Below are 16,569 nucleotides of genomic sequence, written 5' to 3'. Positions count from 1 at the left end.
GCCGATCTCGACGCCTGGCTCGTCCACTACAACACCGAACGCCCGCACCTCGGCTACCGCAACATGGGCCGTAGGCCAGTCGAAACCGTCATGTCATTCGTCAGTCAAGAAGCTTAAGTGGACACCTAATCCGATCCTGCACACTAATCTCGAAATACATGATTAGCAGGAGGATGAGTTGGCTTTTATAAATGACGACGAACTCACAGGTCTTCGTATTGAAAATATGATCTTGCATGTAGTCGGAGATGAAGAGTTCAGTCCCGAGCCAACGCGGATGGTTGAACACGCGGATTTCTTTATTGAGCGCATTCGGAACACCGATGTGTCCTCAGTATTCGAGTTTCATGCGGATTCGCAAACGAAGGCTCAGCTTGAGCGTATGGCACGCAACGACGATGGGTTCGAAGCAGGAGGTCAGGCGCTTGCGCGCGAATTTTCTCGATTTCATCCGGGAAGCAGCCGGGATGGCGCCTTCTTCATTTTCGAGTTGCGGACGGATAATCCTGACGTGCGCATCTACAGCATGATCAAATATGATTATCAGCAGGTGATCGAGCAGCAACAGCAAGCCGACGGCGCCAATCTACTGCGTCTCATTGTGCAAGCCTTCGTGGCCGACAAGCGTGCGATCCAGAAGGCAGCTTTGGTGCGGGTCGTCGATGGTGTGGCGGAGACGGCAATTGCAGCGACGGATCGTATGAAGCAAGCCCCGGAAATCGGAGATTATTTTGCAAAATATCTGCACGTGTTACGCACCCGTGACGATGAGGAGCTGAACCGTAAGGCGATCGAGGCGGTAAGAAATGCATTGAAGGAACTCAAGGATATCCTGCCCGATCACGATGTTCCCCTGGCATTCCGTGAAGCAAAGTCGGCACTGAACAACCGTCAACGTATCACGCCGGCTGGGCTGGAAGAGGCTGTGCTCGCGGCGGCCGGCAATCCTGAGGATGAGCGGGTCATTTCCAGAATCGAGAATTGCGTTCGGCGTAAGGTTAAGTCGGCCAAGCTCGAAGGCCTAGAATTTGCTCCAAACCGAGAGCTTCTTCGTAGTCCGGCGATTCGGAGGGTGCGTACCACTGAAGGGGTTCTACTATTCTATCCTGATCGCGTAGGCGACGCGAATGTTGAACGGGTTCGAATGGCGGACGGTGGCGAAGTGATCACGATCACGACGCGGCATGTGGAGGAGGATGGCATTGTCCGTCGAGAGCCTCGCAGCGCGGCTTGACGCGCTTGATGCCGATGGCGCCTTTATTAACGAAGGTGAGGCCATTGTAAGCATCTCCAATCTAGAGGCGGTAGTTGCACGCGAGGTCGCGGAGCTTACCGATGCTCTAGGCTGGTCCGCGCTCGCCTTTGACGGTGCGGGGACGGGGTGGGCATTTGAAGACCTCGATGAGACATTTGCCCCGTTCAGGATTGACATCGCAAAACCACACGGACCGGCAGGGGTGCTCCGGCTACTGACCAATGTCGGCTTCGCATCTTGGTTGGAGCGCGATGCGCCCAATGCCCAGTGGCAGGTAGCCCAGCTTACGACTAAGATTGTCGGAGTAGGTGCGTGTTTTACACCTTGGGATGATGAGATTTCGGTGCAAGCTCCTGATCTCGTCTTAAGTAGTCCACGAACGCTAGTCCGAGAGTTCTCTGGCCAGCGGGCCGTGCCCGCCAGCCTTGCACGCTGGCTTCTGCGCGATGTCGACACTCTAGCGCTCGACGATCCGGCCGCCTGGGTATGGGCAGAGCGCGCATCGCGCATGCTGCTTCTTTCGCTGCCTGACGAGTTTCACGCCGACCTTGGATCGCTTAGATTTAAAGGTCCACCTCGACTTGAACTGACCTATCCTGAGACAACGACTCCCATTTCGAGGGCGCTTGGACTCTCGGGAGTTAAGGATTTGCAAACAGCCTTGGGTTGGGTATTTGAGGTCAAACGCGAGAGCGAGATGCGCCACATCTTGCTGGCATCCGAACTTGCCCGTTGTGGCGGGACAGGTGAACAAGCGCCTGAGTTCCTGCGCGATTATCTCGGCGCGGCATTGGAAGGCGCAAAGACTGCCTATCAAATGCAACTCGCCGGCATGAGTAGTGACGCTCTCAAAACGCTAACAGAATTGCGTAAAAGCGTCACCGACGAAACTGCGAAAGTATCCGATGCAACACGTCAGATCATTACCGCGGTTGCGAGTGCACTGGCGGTAGGTGCCGGGTTGATCGCCGCCCGGATGACAGCGAGCGCTAGCCCATTATTGATAATCCTCGTAATGGTGATGGCGGGCGCCTATGTCGCGATCACCATACTTTCGGGTGTAATGTTCACGCTGTTACAGCGGAAGGTGCGTAAGGAGTGGCAGCCCAGACTCTACAGGTTCCTGTCGCAGCGGGACTATGAGGCACTGGCTGCCGGTCCTGCGCGCATGGCGGAGAACGCGCTTTGGTGGTCCTCCATTCTGGGTACGGTGGCCATAGTCGTGATGGCCTTCGCGATTTTCTTGATCCCTCCCACATTGAGCGTGGGCAAATATGATCCACCGATCAAGAAGGATGCGTCGATTGAGACATCGGTCGACGCCGATACGCCACTTCAGAACAAGACGATTCCGATCAACGGGGGTGACGCATCGGATTTATCCGACGAAAACATAAAGAGTGATCCGCGATAGGGTGTCCATTCGCTCCTTGAGGCTTGAGGCCGCCATAATCATCGAGCGTGGTTGTAAGCCTTTCAATAGGCCCGGTAGCTTTGCTCTGCCGCGTTGGGAAAGCTGCAAGTCCGCTTCCGGCCCATTCCTTCCCCATCACACCCCATCAATCCTCCCCTCCTCCACCGCAAAGCACGCCACCCGCGTCGCGCCATGCGTCGTGAGTTCCGGCCGCTCGCTCCGGCAGCGGTCGTTCGCATAGGGACAGCGGGGGTTGAAGGAGCAGCCCGGCGGCGGGCTGATCGGTGAGGGGAGTTCGCCGGTAAGGCGGATGCGCTGGCCCTTGGACGCCGGGTCGGTGGCGGGCGTCGCGGAGAGGAGAGCGCGGGTGTAGGGGTGGAGGGGCGTGGCGTAGAGGGCGTCCACCGGGGCGATCTCGACGGGCCGGCCGAGATACATGACCATGACGCGGTCGGCGACGTGTTTGACCACCGAGAGATCGTGGCTGATGAAGATGTAGGTGAGGCCGAGGCGGTCCTGCAGGTCGGCGAGGAGGTTGAGGATCTGCGCCTGGATCGAGACGTCCAGCGCCGAGACCGGCTCGTCGAGGACGAGGATCTTCGGCTCGAGGATGATCGCCCGGGCGATCGCGATGCGCTGGCGCTGGCCGCCGGAGAACATGTGCGGATAGCGGCCGTAATGCTCCGGGCGAAGGCCGACCTCGGCGAGCGCGGCCTCGGCCTTCTGCCGGCGCTCGGCGGCCGACAGCCTGGTGTTGATCTTCAGCGGCTCCTCGATGATCGAGCCGACCTTCTGGCGCGGGTTCAAGGCCCCGTAGGGGTTCTGGAAGACGATCTGCACGGTGGAGCGCAGCTTCTTCAGATCGCCGGGATCATCGCCGCTGACCGTGACGCCGTCGATGACGAGCGCGCCCTCGGACGGCGTCTCGATCATCGTCAGCATGCGGGCGAGGGTCGACTTGCCGCAGCCGCTCTCGCCGACGATCGCCAGCGTCTCGCCCTCCTCCACGGTGAAGCTCGCATCCTTGACGGCCTTGAGGCCGAGGGGCTTGGCGAAGAAGCCGCGGCGCACCTCGTACACCTGGCTGACGTCGGTGGCGGTGACGATCGCTTTCGCCGAAGCTGTCGTGGATGCTCTCGTGGGGGCGTTGGTCGGGGCGTCCATCAGGCGGCACTCGCGCTTGCGGGGTGGTTCAGCGGATAGTGGCAGAGCGCCTCGCCGAGGCTCGCCGGCTGGCGCGGCGGGACGACGGTGCGGCACCGCTCGTCGGCCTTATCGCAGCGCGGGTTGAACAGGCAGCCGTCCGGCCGGTCCCCCTGCCCCGGCACGACGCCGGGAATGGTCGGCAGGCGCGAGCCCGTCGAGCGCTCGGGGATCGCGGCGAGCAGCGCCGCGGTATAAGGGTGGTGCGGCTGGTCGAACAGGGTCGAGACCGGCTGGCGCTCCACCTGCTGGCCGGCATATTGCACGACGACGCGCTCGGCCGTCTCGGCGATCACCCCCATGTCGTGGGTGATCAGGATCATCGCCATGCCGCGATCCTTCTGCAGATCCAGCAGGAGATCGAGGATCTGCGCCTGGATGGTGACGTCGAGCGCCGTCGTTGGCTCGTCGGCGATGAGGAGCTTCGGATTGCAGGCGGTCGCCATGGCGATCATCACCCGCTGGCTCATCCCGCCGGACATCTGGTGCGGAAAGGCCGAAAGCCGGCGCTCGGGCTCGGGGATGCCGACGGCGTTCATCAGCTCGATGGCGCGGGTCTGGCGGCCCTTGCGGTCGAGATCGGTGTGCGCCTTCAGCGCCTCCTTGATCTGGTAGCCGACCGTGAAGCAGGGATTGAGGCTCGACATCGGCTCCTGGAAGATCATCGCAATCTCGTTGCCGATGATCTTGCGCCGCTCGCGGCCGGACATCGCCCTCATGTCGCGGCCCTCGAAGGCGATCTCGTCGGCGGTGACCGTGGCGGATGGTGGGAGCAGGCCCATCAGGCCGAGCATCGCCACCGACTTGCCGGAGCCGGACTCCCCGACGATGCCGAGCACTTCGCCGGGCTCGACGGTGATGTCGACGCCGTCGACGGCCTTGAACGGGCCGGAGGCGGTGTCGAAGGTGACGGAGAGGTTGCGGAGGGAGAGCAGGGGCATGGTCTTACTTCAGCCGATGAAAGAGGCTATATGGGTCATGTCGAGACATGAGGTGGTTTGCGATGATCGGACCGATTAGACCCTTCGTTTGACGCGACCCGGCTTCGCTGGGGGACGGTCAATCCGCAATCAGATATATATGACTCGAGAGCATCCAGCGCTGCCGAAGCAGCGATCCGCTGGTCCTCGAGACCTGCAAGCATGCTCCGCCGATAGCGGAGCCGCTCTTCGGGACTTTGCCTCCGATAGGCCTCGGACGTCAAAAATTCCGTCATCAGATTCGACTGCTCGGCAAGCCGGTAATACAGCACGATCTGATGCACGACGGGTTGCGGCAAGATCGAGATGTCGGTTTTCAGACTGTCAAACACGAAATCGCTGCGATCGGCAGGCGCAACTGGGTCTTCGTTAGCGAGGAAATAGGCCGCCTCATCCTGCGCATTCTGGTCGCTGACGGCACTCTGGCCGGCGGAGATCTCCGCATGGAGCGCGAACACCATATCGATCTGCCGGTCGCGCCGGCGGCGCAGATCAAGCAAACGCTCAAGGCCCTTGCCAAGAAACGCGCCGAGGAGGACGCCGAGGAGGCCGACGAAGGCGCTCATCTCAGCTCCGCTTCATCTTCGGATCGAGGGCATCCCGGAGGCCGTCGCCGACAAGGTTGATGGCGAGCACGGTGACGAGGATGGCGAGGCCCGGGAAGGTCACCACCCACCAGGCTCGGAGGATGAACTCCCGCGCCTCGGCAAGCATGGTGCCCCATTCGGGCGTCGGCGGCTGGGCGCCCATGCCGAGGAAGCCGAGGGCGGCGGCGTCGAGGATGGCGTTGGAGAAGGACAGGGTCGCCTGGACGATCAGCGGGCCAAGGCAGTTCGGCAGGATCGTCACCACCATCAGCCGGAAGGGGCTGGCGCCGACGACCTTCGCCGCGGTGACGTATTCGCGCCGCTTCTCGGCCATCACCGAGGCCCGCGTCAGCCGGACGAAGTGCGGCTGCAGGACGAGGGCGATGGCGATCATCGCATTGGTGAGGCCCGGCCCGAGGACGGCGACGAGGACGAGGGCGAGCAGCAGCGAGGGGAAGGCGAGGATGACGTCCATCACCCGCATGATGACGGTGTCGATCCAGCCGCCGTAATAGCCGGCGACGAGGCCGACGGAGATGCCGACCGTCACCGCGACGACGACGACGACGACGCCGATGAACAGCGAATATTGCGCCCCGAACAGAAGCCGCGAGAGCATGTCGCGGCCGATCGCGTCGGTGCCGAGGAGATAGGACCAACTGCCGCCATCCTGCCAGACCGGCGGCACCAGCTGGGCCTGGCTGTTGGTGGCGATCGGCGAATGCGGCGCGATCAACGGCGCGGCGATCGCCGTCAGGACGATGAGGATGAAGACGACGAGGCCGAGCACGGCTCCCTTGTTTTCGGAGAAATAGTGCCAGAATTCCTCCAGCATCTGCCGGCGGACGCTCTTTTTCGGCCGGCGGTCGGGAAGGTCGGTGCCGACGCCTTCTTCGGCTTCCTGCGCGCTGATATGGCTCATGGCGGCTCTCCTACCCTGCCCGGACGCGCGGATTGATCACCCCGTAAAGGATGTCGACGACGAGATTGACGAACATGATGATCATCGCGATCAGCAAGAGACCTCCCTGGACCACCGGGTAGTCGCGGCGAAAGACGCTGTCGACCATCCACTTGCCGATGCCCGGCCAGGAGAAGATCGATTCGGTGAGGATCGCGCCGGCCATCAGCACGCCGACCTGCAGGCCGATCGTCGTGACCACGGGGATCAGAGCGTTGCGCAGCGCATGGACGCCGACGACGCGGCCGCGGGAAAGCCCCTTCGCCTTGGCGGTGCGGACGTAGTCCTCGCCGAGGACCTCAAGCATCGCCGAGCGGGTCTGCCGGGCGATGACGGCGAGCGGGATCGTCGCCAGGACGATCGACGGCAGGATCAGATGCGACAGCGCCGAGAGAAAGGCGCCCTTCTGATCCGACATCAGCGAGTCGATCAGCATGAAGCCGGTGGCCTGCGGGAAATAGTAGAGCAGCGAGATCCGCCCCGAAACCGGCGTCCATTGCAGCACGCCGGAAAACAGGATGATGAGGAGTAGCCCCCACCAGAAGATCGGCATGGAATAGCCGACGAGCGCGGCGCCCATTACCGACTGGTCGAACCACGATCCGCGCTTGACCGCCGCGAAGACGCCGGCCGGCACGCCGAGGAAGACGGCGATGAGGATGGCGCAGAAGGACAATTCGAGCGTTGCCGGAAACAGCGTGAAGAACTCCGACAGGACGCCGCGCTTGGTGACGATCGAGGTGCCGAAATCGCCCTGCAGGAGGCCCCAGAGATAGGACAGATACTGGATCACGAGCGGCCGGTCGAAGCCGAGCTGCTGCATGATCGCAGCGTGGCGCTCGGGCGAGACCACCCGTTCGCCGGCGAGCATCTGCACGGGATCGCCGGGCAGGAGCCGGATGAAGGCGAAAGCGATGATCGAGACGCCGATGAAGGTCGGGATCAGGACGGCGATGCGCGAGATCAGAAAGCGCTGCATGGTGCCCCTAAAGTCAGGTCGATTTTGTTCTTGTCTACGAGGCCGGTATCGCCCGGCCGCGAAATGATGTCACGCGTCGCGCCCAAGCCTGCGCAGCGCGATCCGCGAGGCATGGGACCGCACCGCATGGGCGAGGATCTCGAACAGCGGCGAGCCGTCCGCGTAGCCCGGCGGCGCCAGGGCGTCGGGCCGCTGGGCGCGGAGCATCTCGGTCTCGGCCGAAAACCCGCCGTCACGGGAGACCGCCAGGGCAAACCCGCCGTTTTCGCGGACGAAGCCGAAGGCCTGGAGATCCGATGCGCCGTCGCCGACATAGATCAGCTGATCGAAGGCGACGCGCTGCTCTTCCTCGGGGAGGTCCGCCTCGGTCCGCGACGGCGCGTTCGAGCCGCCAAGATCGATCCCCTTGGCAAGAGCTTGGATGTAGCGCACCTTTTCCGGGTGCGAAATCATCTTCCTGACGCCGCGCACAGGCCCGTCTTCACCGACGTCGAATTCCGAGCCGTACCGGCGATCGAAGGCAGCGGCGATCGGATGGGCCCCGAAGACGTCGAGATAGCCGGACGAGACGATGGCGAATTCGAGCCGCACCTCAGGGTCGATGCGCTCGGCGATGTCGCGCAGCCGCCGGGGCATCGTCTCGGCGCCGTCGAACCCTTTGGTCGTGCGCCCTGCCTCGCGCGCCGCTTCGATGGTGATCCCGCTGCCTGCCGCCTCGCACATCCGCCGAAGCCCCTCGAACTTCGCCAGGATGTCGTCCCAGCCGGCGCCGCCGAGCGGGTGGTAGAAATCCTCCTTCCACGCCTCGACATCGAGGCCCATGACGGCGACGAGCCGCTCGAAGGAATCCTCCCCGAGCGTCCAGTCGAAATCGAAGGCCAACAGGATGCGGGAGTGAAACGGGTGAGTCGCGTGCATCAGCGCTTCGCCTCAAGTCGCAAAGGGCGGCCGGAGCCGCCCCTTGCCCATTCAAAGACCGGTCGCCGGGATCATTCCGCGATGTCGACGTCGTCGAAGCGGTGATAGCCAAGCGGATCCTGATGGAAGTTCTTCACCGACTTCTGCATCGGCATGAACACCGTCGAATGGTCGATGGTCAGCCAGGGCGCCTTCTCCTTGAAGACCACCTGCGCCTGTTCGTAGAGCTTGGTGCGCTCGGCCTGATCCGAGGTGACCTTGGCCTTCTTGACCAAGGCATCGAACTCCTCGTCGCACCACTGGGCGCGGTTGTTGCCGCCGACGGCTTCACAGCCGAGCAGCGTATCGAGGAAGTTGTCCGGATCGCCGTTGTCGCCGGTCCAGCCGAGCATCGCCGCGCCGTCACGGTCCTTGGCCTTCGACTTCTCCAGATACTCGCCCCACTCGTAGGAGACGATCTCGGCCGAAACGCCGACCTTCTGGAGATCGGCCTGCATCAGCTCCGCCGCGCGGCGGGCGTTGAGCATGTAGGGCCGCGAGACGGGCATCGCCCAGATCTTCATCGAGAGGTTCTCGACGCCGGCGTCCTTCAGCATCTGCTTGGACTTCTCCGGATCATACGGATCGTCCTGGACGGTGTCGTTATAGGACCACATCGTCGGCGGGATCGGGTTCTTGGCCGGCACGGCCGCGCCCTGGAACACCGCGTCGATGATCGCCTGCTTGTTGATCGCCATGTTGAGGGCCTTGCGGACCTCGACCTTGTCGAACGGCGCCTGGGTGGTGTTGTAGGCCATGTAGGCGACGTTGAGGCCTTCCTGGCTCGGCACTTCGAGATTCGGATCGCTCTTCAGCGACTCGACGTCGGCAGCGTTCGGATAGGGGAAGATCTGGCACTCGTTGGCCTTGAGCTTCTGGGCCCGAACCGAAGCGTCGGTGGTGATCGCGAAGATCAGGTCGTCGATCGGCTGCTTGCCCTTGAAGTAATCCGGATTGGCCTTGTAACGGATCACCGCGTCCGGCTGGTAGGCGACGAACTGGAAGGGACCGGTGCCGAGCGGCTGCTGGTTCAGCGTCGCCTCGTTGCCGGCCTCCTTCAGCTGGTCGGCATATTCCTTCGACATGATCGAGGCGAAATCCATCGCGAGATCGGCGAGGAAGGGCGCTTCCGGCCGGTTCAGCGTGAACTTGACGGTCAGGTCGTCGACCTTCTCGATCGACTTGATCAGATCGGGAAAGCCCATGCCGCTGGCGTATTCCCAGCTGGCGCCGGCGACATACTGGTTCCAGGGATTGTCGCTCTTCAGCTGACGCTCGAAGGAATAGATCACGTCATCGGCGTTGAGCGTGCGGGTCGGCGTGAAGAAGTCGGTCGTCTGGAACTTCACGTCGGGCCGGAGCTTGAAGGTGTATTCCGTGCCGTCCTCGGAGATTTCCCAGGATTCGGCGAGACCCGGCTCGGTCTCGGTGGAGCCGTGCTTGAACTCGACGAGGCGGTTGTAGACCGTGCGCGAAGACGCGTCGAACGTCGTGCCGGCCGTATAGAGCGCCGGGTCGAAGCCCTCCGGCGAAGCTTCGGAACAATAGACGAGCGTCTTGGCCGACGCTGCCGACCCGAGGGCCAGGGTCAGGGCCGTCGCGGCGAGAAGCCGGGTCAGGGAATTCATTCAGCATGCCTCCTGTCAGGATCGGGCGGATCTTTTCGTCCGCTCACTGGCTCGCATCCGACAGCTTTTGATTGTCGAAGGCAAGCACGTATTTTGACCATTCATTCAAAAACGATGCTCGGTCCCCGCGACTTTGGTCGCGAATCTTCGAGCTCGGCGAGGACCTTCGCCGCGATGTCGCGATAGGCGGCAGAGTGCGGCCCCTCGGGATCGGTCGCGACGACGGGCCGCCCCGAATCGGAGCTTTCGCGGATCGCCATCTCGATCGGCACCTCACCCAGAAACGGCACGCCGAGCCGTTCGGCCTCGGCTTTCGCGCCGCCATGGCCGAAGATGTCGTAGCGGTTGCCGGTATCGGGGGCGACGAAGTAGCTCATGTTCTCGACGATGCCGAGAACACGGACATCGACCTTCTGAAACATGGCAAGACCTTTTCGCGCGTCGATCAGCGCCAAGTCTTGCGGGGTGGAGACGATGACGGCGCCGGCGAGCGGCACCTGCTGGGCCATGGTCAATTGCGCGTCGCCGGTGCCGGGCGGCATGTCGACGACGAGAACGTCGAGTTCGCCCCATTCGACCTCGCGCATCATCTGCGTCAACGCCGACATGACCATCGGGCCGCGCCAGATCATCGGGGTTTCCTCGTCGACCATCAGCCCCATGGACATCGCCTTCAGCCCATAGGCCTCAAGCGGAAGCATGGTCCGACCGCCGCTCGTCTTCGGCTTATCCTTGAGGCCGAGGAGGCGCGGAATGGACGGGCCGTAGACGTCCGCATCGAGAATGCCGACCCTCAGCCCCAGCAGGGAGAGGCCGAGCGCCAGGTTGACAGCCGTGGTCGATTTGCCGACGCCGCCCTTGCCCGAGGCCACGGCGACGATTCTATCGACCCCCGGGATGCCGGGCTTCGTCGCCGGCGGCCTTCCCCCTGGGGCGGGCCGCGCGGCCGGCGCGGCGCGCGGCGGCTGCGGAGGCGCCGAACTGCGTGGCGCGGGCGTGCCGGCGGCCTTTTCCGCCGTCAGTGCGACCATCGCCTTCGACACGCTTTCAATCTTGCCCACCGCCGCCTCGATCGCCCGGCAGAACGGCTCGAAGCGCTGGGCCTCGGCCGCGGGCACGGTGAGCGAGAAGAAGGCCTTGCCGTCGGCGATGAAGATGTCGGAGACGAGGCCGCGCGAGACGACGTCGGCCCCACCGTCCGGCGGCGTCATCTGCCGCAGGAGATCGAGGATGCGTGTCTTCGGATCATCGGTCAAAACCTGGAACTCCACGAATGTCGTATGTTTTCGGCCAGATATCGCGCCCTGCCCCGATCGTCCAAGAAAAACGCGTGCCGATCCGCAATCGGTGTGAATTGGCTTTTCGCGCCGGCCGGTTACATTCCCGTCCGTCGCAGGCGCCCGCCACGTTGGCAGAGACCCCGCCGCGCGATGTGACGAAAGCGGAGCGCCGACAGGACCATGGCCGAACGTAACGGACCCAGTGCCGAACCTGCAAGCACGCCTGCGAGCAGTGTGCTTCGCCCCGTCGACGACAACGCTCGGCTGCTCGCACGTATGCTGCTGCGCACCGCTCGGGACGCTTCGCTCGCCGTCCTGCGGCCGAGCGACGGATGGCCCGCCGCCAGCCGGACGCTCGTCGCAACTGATTTCGTCGGGCGGCCGGTCATCCTCGTGTCCGGCCTGTCGCTTCATGCCGAAGCCCTCACGGCGGACGGGCGGTGCTCGCTGCTCGTCGGGCGCGCCGGCAAAGGAGACCCCCTCGCCCATCCGCGCATGACGGTGTTCGCCACAGCACGCCCTGTGGACAAGAATTCCAGCGAAGGAGAGGCGATCCGGGAACGTTTTCTCTGCCGCCATCCGAAGGCGGAGCTTTATGTCGACTTTCCCGACTTCCGCTTCCTTTGCCTCGAACCCGAGGGAGCGTTCCTCAATGGCGGGTTCGGCCAGGCTTTCGAGTTCGTGGCATCCGACGTTCTCGACGAGCCGAGCGCGGTGCTGCCCGCTGCGGCAATTCGCGCCCGCGACCATATGAACGAGGATCATGCCGACGCGGTCGACACATTGGCGACCATGAACGGCGAGGATTCGACCGGCTGGTGCATCGCCACGGTCGATCGCCGCGGCTTCGAACTCGTCAGGAAGGATCGAACGATCCGGATCGAATTCCGCTCCGACCCGGCGGGTGAAGGCGGCTACCGGAAGGCGTTCGTCGAACTCGTCAAAAAATGACCGGCGGCGATGACCGCCCGGCTCTCGGACGCGGCCGGCTCGCGGTTCGCTACAATCGGGTCAGCCTCAGACGTCGTAGCCCTCCGGGCACCCAGCGATGAAACGCCGGCTGCCGCCGGCCCGGCGATAAACGCACTGGCCGGGCGAATTGGCCGCAAGACCGAGAACCGTGTCTTCGGGCCCCGGGGTCGTCTCCGGGATCTTGCCGGAGCGAAAGCGCGTGCTCTCGGCGTTCTCGAGACCGAAGACGGCACCGAATACCGGCGGCAGCGGGCCACTGCCGCTGGTACAGCCCGCGACGAACGACAAGGAGAGGAACGCCATGCCGGCGCCAAACCGGCGCCAGGAAACCGGTGGCGCCTGGCGTGCTCGGGATGGCGCATCGCACGATCTCGATCCGCCGGAAAGGGACCCCGCTTGGTCGGTGGAGAACTCTCGGCCTGTCGCCATCGCTGCCATTTTCGCCGTCATCGAGCCGCACAAAAACCCCGCCGAGAGGCGGGGTTCCAGTTTCCATCGTCGGTCAGCCGCCCTTCGAGGAGACCTGCTCCTCGAAAAGTGCTGGCGACGAAGCGATCAATAGCCTCTTGGGCAGCGGTAGATGTTGCCGTCGGAGTAGCGGCAATATCCCGGGTTCGACTGCGAGCGGCCGATCACATTACCAGCGACAGCGCCGACGCCGGCACCGATTGCCGCGCCGGCAAGCGTCGAACCGGTGTCGCGGCCGATCGCCTGGCCGGCCAAAGCGCCCACGGCGCCGCCAGCGAGCGCGCCGCCGCCGGTATATCTGTCCTCGGTCGTGCATCCAGCTGCAAGCATCGCGGCAACGGCGACGGCTGCGAGGGAAATCTTTCGGTACATGGCAAGTCTCTCACGTTTCACTGTAACGTCCCCAGTGGCGACTGTTATAGGCTCTTTGCCGCCTTCGTCACCACCCTTGAGATCAAGAGATGCCCGACGAGGTGGAATTTGTTGGCGGGAGGGTAAACTGTGTCGCCGCACTCGTCGCGCGCAGAGGCGCGCGCCTCGCTTGAGACTCCCCCGTCGGCAATCGCCGTCCCTTTGCGGAAGATTTTCATTTCGACGATACTTACGTCGCATGATGATCCGCGCGCCGAGCACGCGGCGCACCGCTTGCAACGCCCGTCAGGTCAGCGCGAGGCGACGAGGCTCGGCTCGGCGTCGAAGCTGATCGCCAAGCGGCCATCGGGGGACACGGTCCAGTCGACCGTGGCGGACTGCTGGAAGACTTCCTCCGACACTTCCTTGCAAGCGCCGAGGACGCGCTTGTCCGACGTTCCGCTCAGGCGGATCTGCAGCGGCAGCTGCTGGCGGCACTCCGCCACGCTCTCATAGGCCGGCACCGGCACGGGAATTTCCTTGCAGACGGAGATATCGCCCGAACATCCGACCAACAACATGAATGCAGCGACGTGTTCCATGACCACCTATCCTTTGGGAAGGAGAATGGCTCGACCATGGTTTCGGTTCCGCGCAGTTGTGGAGGGTCGTATCACGTTGGCGTGAGATGCTTGCCACGCGGTCTGTCGATTAGAGTTCGATGCATCCGGCAATCGGGACCAGCCGTTGCATCCGGACGATGGAAGCGGCAGACCGGATGCCGGTCCGAATGGCACGGCGGGCGCCGCGCCTTGCTGCTTCGGAAGGCGTCATGGCCGGACCACAGCACTGCACCTGCGCCGCCGAAGGCCGCCGCGACCTTCGCAACGCCGATTGCTGCGGCAGGCTTGAGCATAGCCGACGCCCCCTGCGCCGGCAGTGCACCTAGCTTGCGCGGGGGGACGGCATGACCTCGAACTGGGCTTCGGGAATCGTCAGGGTGTAGCGGATACCTTCGGGGAGATATTCGAGCCGTGCCTCTCCCCCGACGGCGTTCGGCACGATGCGCTCCAATGTCGAGGTTCCGAAGCGGGCGTCGCGCTCGGGCCGGACGCGCGGTCCGCCGCGCTCCTGCCAGACGACCACGAGTGTGGCCTCGTCGCCGACCTTTTCGACGTGAGCACCGATGGTCACCCTGCCGCCCGGCACCGACAGCGAACCATAGGAGGCGGCGTTGACGGCAAGCTCATGCAAGGCGAGGCCGACGTGAAGGGAGGCGGTGGGCGATAGATAGACGCCGATCGGACGAAACTCGATCTGGTCCATGCCGTCGGGGGCGTAGCGCTCGACCTGTGTCGTCACCAGGCTTTCGAGATCCGCTCCCCGCCAATCCGCATCCGTGACGATGTCCTGGGAGTAGGACAACGACTGGATGCGCCCGCGAAAACGGACGAGAAATTCCGGTACGGTCAGTGAGTGGCGCGCCGTCTGGCTGGCAAGGCTCTGAATGATCGCCAGGAGATTCTTCGAACGATGCGACAATTCGCGAAGGAGCGTCTTCAGCGTCTCCTCGCGACGCTTCTGATCGGTGATGTCGAAGGATGTGCCGATGACGCCACAGGCTTCGCCGTCATCGTCCCGATCGATGTCGACCGAGATGTCGTACCACCGTGTCTGGCTTCCCTGGACGATCGACATTTCGTAGCGGACGGCCTTGCCGCTCGCCAGAACCTCGCGCTTCATCTCCATCGAGCGCGCGGCGGCCGCCCCGCTGAGGATGTCGTCATCGCTCAGACCGGCCTTTACGCCGGCGAGCCACGATCGACTGGCATTCGACACCCAGGAATACCGCAGATCCAAATCTTGGGCGAATACGGACATTTCCGTATTTTCGATCGCTCGCAAGATTTTCTGTCCCAACATCAACCGAGACCACCACCTTGACGTCAGTCTGCCCGTGGCGATCCTCCCGGCGGGGTGATCAGAGCGAAACCGATGGAATTCCAATGTCTTTCGTCTGCCGACATCGTCTGTCGACATACCTCAACGGAAGGTGAATGAGGCCCCGCCAGAATTGTTCCGTAGCCGCGACCGGGTCCTCACAACCAAGCAGGGATCAACCCGTTCGCGCCAGCCATGTTCCAACCTGACGGCCAGATTTTTCGGTATCGACGGCTCCGGCCGGCAGCCATTGTCACGGCACGCCGGCCCGGGAAACCGCCTACGCCGCCGCCCGGCTGTCGTTCTCGAAGAACAAAGCCTGACTGATCAATGCCTTGACCATGTCGGGGTTGAACGGCTTGGTCACCAGGAACGTCGGCTCCGGCCGCTCACCGGTCAACAACCGCTCCGGGAAGGCGGTGATGAAGATCACCGGAACGGAGACTTTCGAAAGGATCTCGTTCACGGCGTCGATGCCGGAACTTCCGTCGGCGAGCTGGATGTCGGCGAGAACCATCCCAGGATTCTGGTTCTCGAAGAGGGCTATCGCCTCCTTGTGGGTCCGGGCGATGCCGGTCACCTTGTGGCCGAGGCTCTCGACCATCTGTTCGATATCCATCGCGATCAGCGGCTCGTCCTCGATGATCATGATGTCGGTCGAGACCTGGCGCCCGATGTCCGAACTTGCCTGATCGATCATCTCCGAGAAACGGGTCTGGTCGACGCTGAGGATCAACGCCGCCTCCTCGCTGGTGAATCCCTCGACGGCAACCAGCAGGAAGGCCTGCCGGGGAAGCGGCGCGATCGCCTTGAGGTTCTTGGCCGCGCGCTCCTCCCAGGCGGAAGTCGGAGCATCTTCGCGGACGTTCACCTCCAGCGACTGCCAGAGCGAGGAAAACAACTTATACAGGGAAATACGAGGGGACTGATCTTCCGGAAACAGCGACGGATCGGCGATCAGTGTCTCGAGCACGGCTGCGACATAGGCATCGCCGCTCGACTGCGACCCCGTTAGCGCCCGAGAATAGCGGCGCAGGTATGGAATATGCGGCGCTATGCGGGATGACATCGACATTTAGGCTCCCCTCCTGTCCCGTGGACAAGACGACTATGTGGTGACGAGCTCGGCGGCAAAGGCGATTCCGACAAGGAACAAGCACGCTTGCCGCGAGTTCTCGTCTAGATGGGACAGTTGTCGTGCGCTGTGAAGGCCCGGTCAAAAATTGGCCATGCCGACGCGGCTGCGGCTTGCGGGATGGCATCGCCGTTTTATCTCTCACCCCAAGTCGTCGACAAAAGCGGATTTGAGATGAGCCTTTCCATTCACATGCGTCGCTTCCCGGGCGGCAAGACAGAGTATCGGAACGGTCGATGAGCGATCGCGAAACTGAGGACAAGAAATTGCAGACGGGCAACACCCAAAGATCGCAGCAGCAGCCATCGGGGCTCGGTATCAACACCGCGATCGGCAAGCAGTTGAAAGCCTACTACGACGACGTTGCAAGCGAGCCCGTTCCTGACCGATTCCTGAGTCTGCTCGATGCGCTGGATGAAGCGGAAACGGCGTCCAAGAAGAACGATCGGGAGTGATTC

General features: G+C 63.2%; 17 protein-coding genes and 1 pseudogene. 5 read left to right on the top strand and 13 right to left on the bottom strand.

Annotated elements, in window-relative coordinates; translation table 11 throughout:
- The 3 genes and pseudogenes from GTK09_RS22005 to GTK09_RS21995 form a co-directional block, all read left to right on the top strand.
- Positions 1-117 (top strand): annotated as a pseudogene (locus GTK09_RS22005) (IS481 family transposase); the annotation flags it as partial.
- A gap of 61 nt (positions 118-178) precedes the next feature.
- Positions 179-1,234 (top strand): nucleoid-associated protein, encoded by a 1,056-nt coding sequence (locus GTK09_RS22000; protein ID WP_163465551.1) that lies wholly within the window; start codon positions 179-181, stop codon positions 1,232-1,234.
- Complete coding sequence (locus tag GTK09_RS21995; protein WP_163465550.1) at positions 1,203-2,669, top strand: hypothetical protein; 1,467 nt, start codon at positions 1,203-1,205, stop codon at positions 2,667-2,669. The genes GTK09_RS22000 and GTK09_RS21995 overlap by 32 nt, the downstream gene beginning before the upstream one ends.
- Before the next feature lie 135 nt (positions 2,670-2,804).
- Here GTK09_RS21995 and GTK09_RS21990 read toward each other — a convergent pair whose 3' ends face one another.
- The 8 genes from GTK09_RS21990 to GTK09_RS21955 form a co-directional block, all read right to left on the bottom strand.
- Positions 2,805-3,833 (bottom strand): ABC transporter ATP-binding protein, encoded by a 1,029-nt coding sequence (locus tag GTK09_RS21990; protein ID WP_163465549.1) that lies wholly within the window; start codon positions 3,831-3,833, stop codon positions 2,805-2,807.
- Positions 3,833-4,813 (bottom strand): ABC transporter ATP-binding protein, encoded by a 981-nt coding sequence (locus tag GTK09_RS21985; protein WP_163465548.1) that lies wholly within the window; start codon positions 4,811-4,813, stop codon positions 3,833-3,835. The genes GTK09_RS21990 and GTK09_RS21985 overlap by 1 nt, the downstream gene beginning before the upstream one ends.
- Before the next feature lie 35 nt (positions 4,814-4,848).
- Positions 4,849-5,418: a hypothetical protein gene (locus tag GTK09_RS21980; protein ID WP_163465547.1), complete on the bottom strand. Its 570-nt coding sequence runs from the start codon at positions 5,416-5,418 to the stop codon at positions 4,849-4,851.
- 1 nt (position 5,419) lies between these two features.
- Positions 5,420-6,274 carry an ABC transporter permease subunit gene (locus tag GTK09_RS21975; protein WP_246218062.1) on the bottom strand — a complete coding sequence of 285 codons (855 nt, stop codon included), beginning with the start codon at positions 6,272-6,274 and terminating at the stop codon, positions 5,420-5,422.
- 97 nt (positions 6,275-6,371) lie between these two features.
- Entirely contained in the window at positions 6,372-7,379 is a 1,008-nt protein-coding gene (locus GTK09_RS21970; protein WP_163465545.1) for an ABC transporter permease subunit, read from the bottom strand.
- 69 nt (positions 7,380-7,448) lie between these two features.
- On the bottom strand, positions 7,449-8,297 hold the full coding sequence (locus GTK09_RS21965) for an HAD family hydrolase (protein ID WP_163465544.1): 849 nt from the start codon (positions 8,295-8,297) through the stop codon (positions 7,449-7,451).
- A 71-nt stretch (positions 8,298-8,368) separates the two neighbouring features.
- Positions 8,369-9,964: an ABC transporter substrate-binding protein gene (locus tag GTK09_RS21960; protein WP_163465543.1), complete on the bottom strand. Its 1,596-nt coding sequence runs from the start codon at positions 9,962-9,964 to the stop codon at positions 8,369-8,371.
- A gap of 101 nt (positions 9,965-10,065) precedes the next feature.
- Positions 10,066-11,220, bottom strand: coding sequence for an Mrp/NBP35 family ATP-binding protein (locus GTK09_RS21955; protein ID WP_163465542.1), 1,155 nt, complete (start codon positions 11,218-11,220; stop codon positions 10,066-10,068).
- A gap of 300 nt (positions 11,221-11,520) precedes the next feature.
- Between GTK09_RS21955 and GTK09_RS21950 the strand changes: the two genes are divergently transcribed.
- On the top strand, positions 11,521-12,195 hold the full coding sequence (locus tag GTK09_RS21950; RefSeq protein ID WP_246218059.1) for a HugZ family pyridoxamine 5'-phosphate oxidase: 675 nt from the start codon (positions 11,521-11,523) through the stop codon (positions 12,193-12,195).
- A 66-nt stretch (positions 12,196-12,261) separates the two neighbouring features.
- On the opposite strand, the gene GTK09_RS21945 is transcribed toward GTK09_RS21950, so the two are convergent.
- The 5 genes from GTK09_RS21945 to GTK09_RS21925 form a co-directional block, all read right to left on the bottom strand.
- Positions 12,262-12,519 (bottom strand): hypothetical protein, encoded by a 258-nt coding sequence (locus GTK09_RS21945; RefSeq protein ID WP_163465540.1) that lies wholly within the window; start codon positions 12,517-12,519, stop codon positions 12,262-12,264.
- Positions 12,520-12,771: 252 nt separating this feature from the next.
- Positions 12,772-13,056 carry a YMGG-like glycine zipper-containing protein gene (locus GTK09_RS21940; protein ID WP_163465539.1) on the bottom strand — a complete coding sequence of 95 codons (285 nt, stop codon included), beginning with the start codon at positions 13,054-13,056 and terminating at the stop codon, positions 12,772-12,774.
- Between the two features lie 290 nt (positions 13,057-13,346).
- Positions 13,347-13,637 carry a hypothetical protein gene (locus GTK09_RS21935; RefSeq protein ID WP_163465538.1) on the bottom strand — a complete coding sequence of 97 codons (291 nt, stop codon included), beginning with the start codon at positions 13,635-13,637 and terminating at the stop codon, positions 13,347-13,349.
- A 343-nt stretch (positions 13,638-13,980) separates the two neighbouring features.
- Complete coding sequence (locus tag GTK09_RS21930; protein WP_246218058.1) at positions 13,981-14,916, bottom strand: PAS domain-containing HWE histidine kinase family protein; 936 nt, start codon at positions 14,914-14,916, stop codon at positions 13,981-13,983.
- 340 nt (positions 14,917-15,256) lie between these two features.
- A complete protein-coding gene (locus GTK09_RS21925; protein WP_163465536.1) occupies positions 15,257-16,051 on the bottom strand; it encodes a response regulator in 795 nt (264 codons plus the stop codon).
- Between the two features lie 296 nt (positions 16,052-16,347).
- Between GTK09_RS21925 and GTK09_RS21920 the strand changes: the two genes are divergently transcribed.
- Positions 16,348-16,566, top strand: a complete 219-nt coding sequence (locus GTK09_RS21920) for a NepR family anti-sigma factor (RefSeq protein ID WP_163465535.1) — start codon at positions 16,348-16,350, stop codon at positions 16,564-16,566.
- The last annotated feature ends 3 nt before the right edge of the window (positions 16,567-16,569 follow it).

Origin of the sequence: Jiella pacifica (assembly GCF_010500815.1) — a bacterium.
GTDB lineage: Bacteria > Pseudomonadota > Alphaproteobacteria > Rhizobiales > Rhizobiaceae > Jiella > Jiella pacifica.
Note: the sequence above shows the minus strand (reverse complement) of the source record. Positions and strands in the feature narration are given on the sequence as shown.

Coding starts and splice junctions, on each gene's coding strand:
- GTK09_RS21940 (WP_163465539.1), bottom strand. CDS start 13,056: ATGTACCGAAAGATTTCCCTCGCAGCCGTCGCCGTTGCCGCGATGCTT.
- GTK09_RS21935 (WP_163465538.1), bottom strand. CDS start 13,637: ATGGAACACGTCGCTGCATTCATGTTGTTGGTCGGATGTTCGGGCGAT.
- GTK09_RS21920 (WP_163465535.1), top strand. CDS start 16,348: ATGAGCGATCGCGAAACTGAGGACAAGAAATTGCAGACGGGCAACACC.
- GTK09_RS21990 (WP_163465549.1), bottom strand. CDS start 3,833: ATGGACGCCCCGACCAACGCCCCCACGAGAGCATCCACGACAGCTTCG.
- GTK09_RS21985 (WP_163465548.1), bottom strand. CDS start 4,813: ATGCCCCTGCTCTCCCTCCGCAACCTCTCCGTCACCTTCGACACCGCC.
- GTK09_RS21925 (WP_163465536.1), bottom strand. CDS start 16,051: ATGTCGATGTCATCCCGCATAGCGCCGCATATTCCATACCTGCGCCGC.
- GTK09_RS21930 (WP_246218058.1), bottom strand. CDS start 14,916: ATGTCCGTATTCGCCCAAGATTTGGATCTGCGGTATTCCTGGGTGTCG.
- GTK09_RS21975 (WP_246218062.1), bottom strand. CDS start 6,274: ATGCTGGAGGAATTCTGGCACTATTTCTCCGAAAACAAGGGAGCCGTG.
- GTK09_RS21950 (WP_246218059.1), top strand. CDS start 11,521: ATGCTGCTGCGCACCGCTCGGGACGCTTCGCTCGCCGTCCTGCGGCCG.
- GTK09_RS21965 (WP_163465544.1), bottom strand. CDS start 8,297: ATGCACGCGACTCACCCGTTTCACTCCCGCATCCTGTTGGCCTTCGAT.
- GTK09_RS21980 (WP_163465547.1), bottom strand. CDS start 5,418: ATGAGCGCCTTCGTCGGCCTCCTCGGCGTCCTCCTCGGCGCGTTTCTT.
- GTK09_RS21945 (WP_163465540.1), bottom strand. CDS start 12,519: ATGGCGTTCCTCTCCTTGTCGTTCGTCGCGGGCTGTACCAGCGGCAGT.
- GTK09_RS21970 (WP_163465545.1), bottom strand. CDS start 7,379: ATGCAGCGCTTTCTGATCTCGCGCATCGCCGTCCTGATCCCGACCTTC.
- GTK09_RS21960 (WP_163465543.1), bottom strand. CDS start 9,964: ATGAATTCCCTGACCCGGCTTCTCGCCGCGACGGCCCTGACCCTGGCC.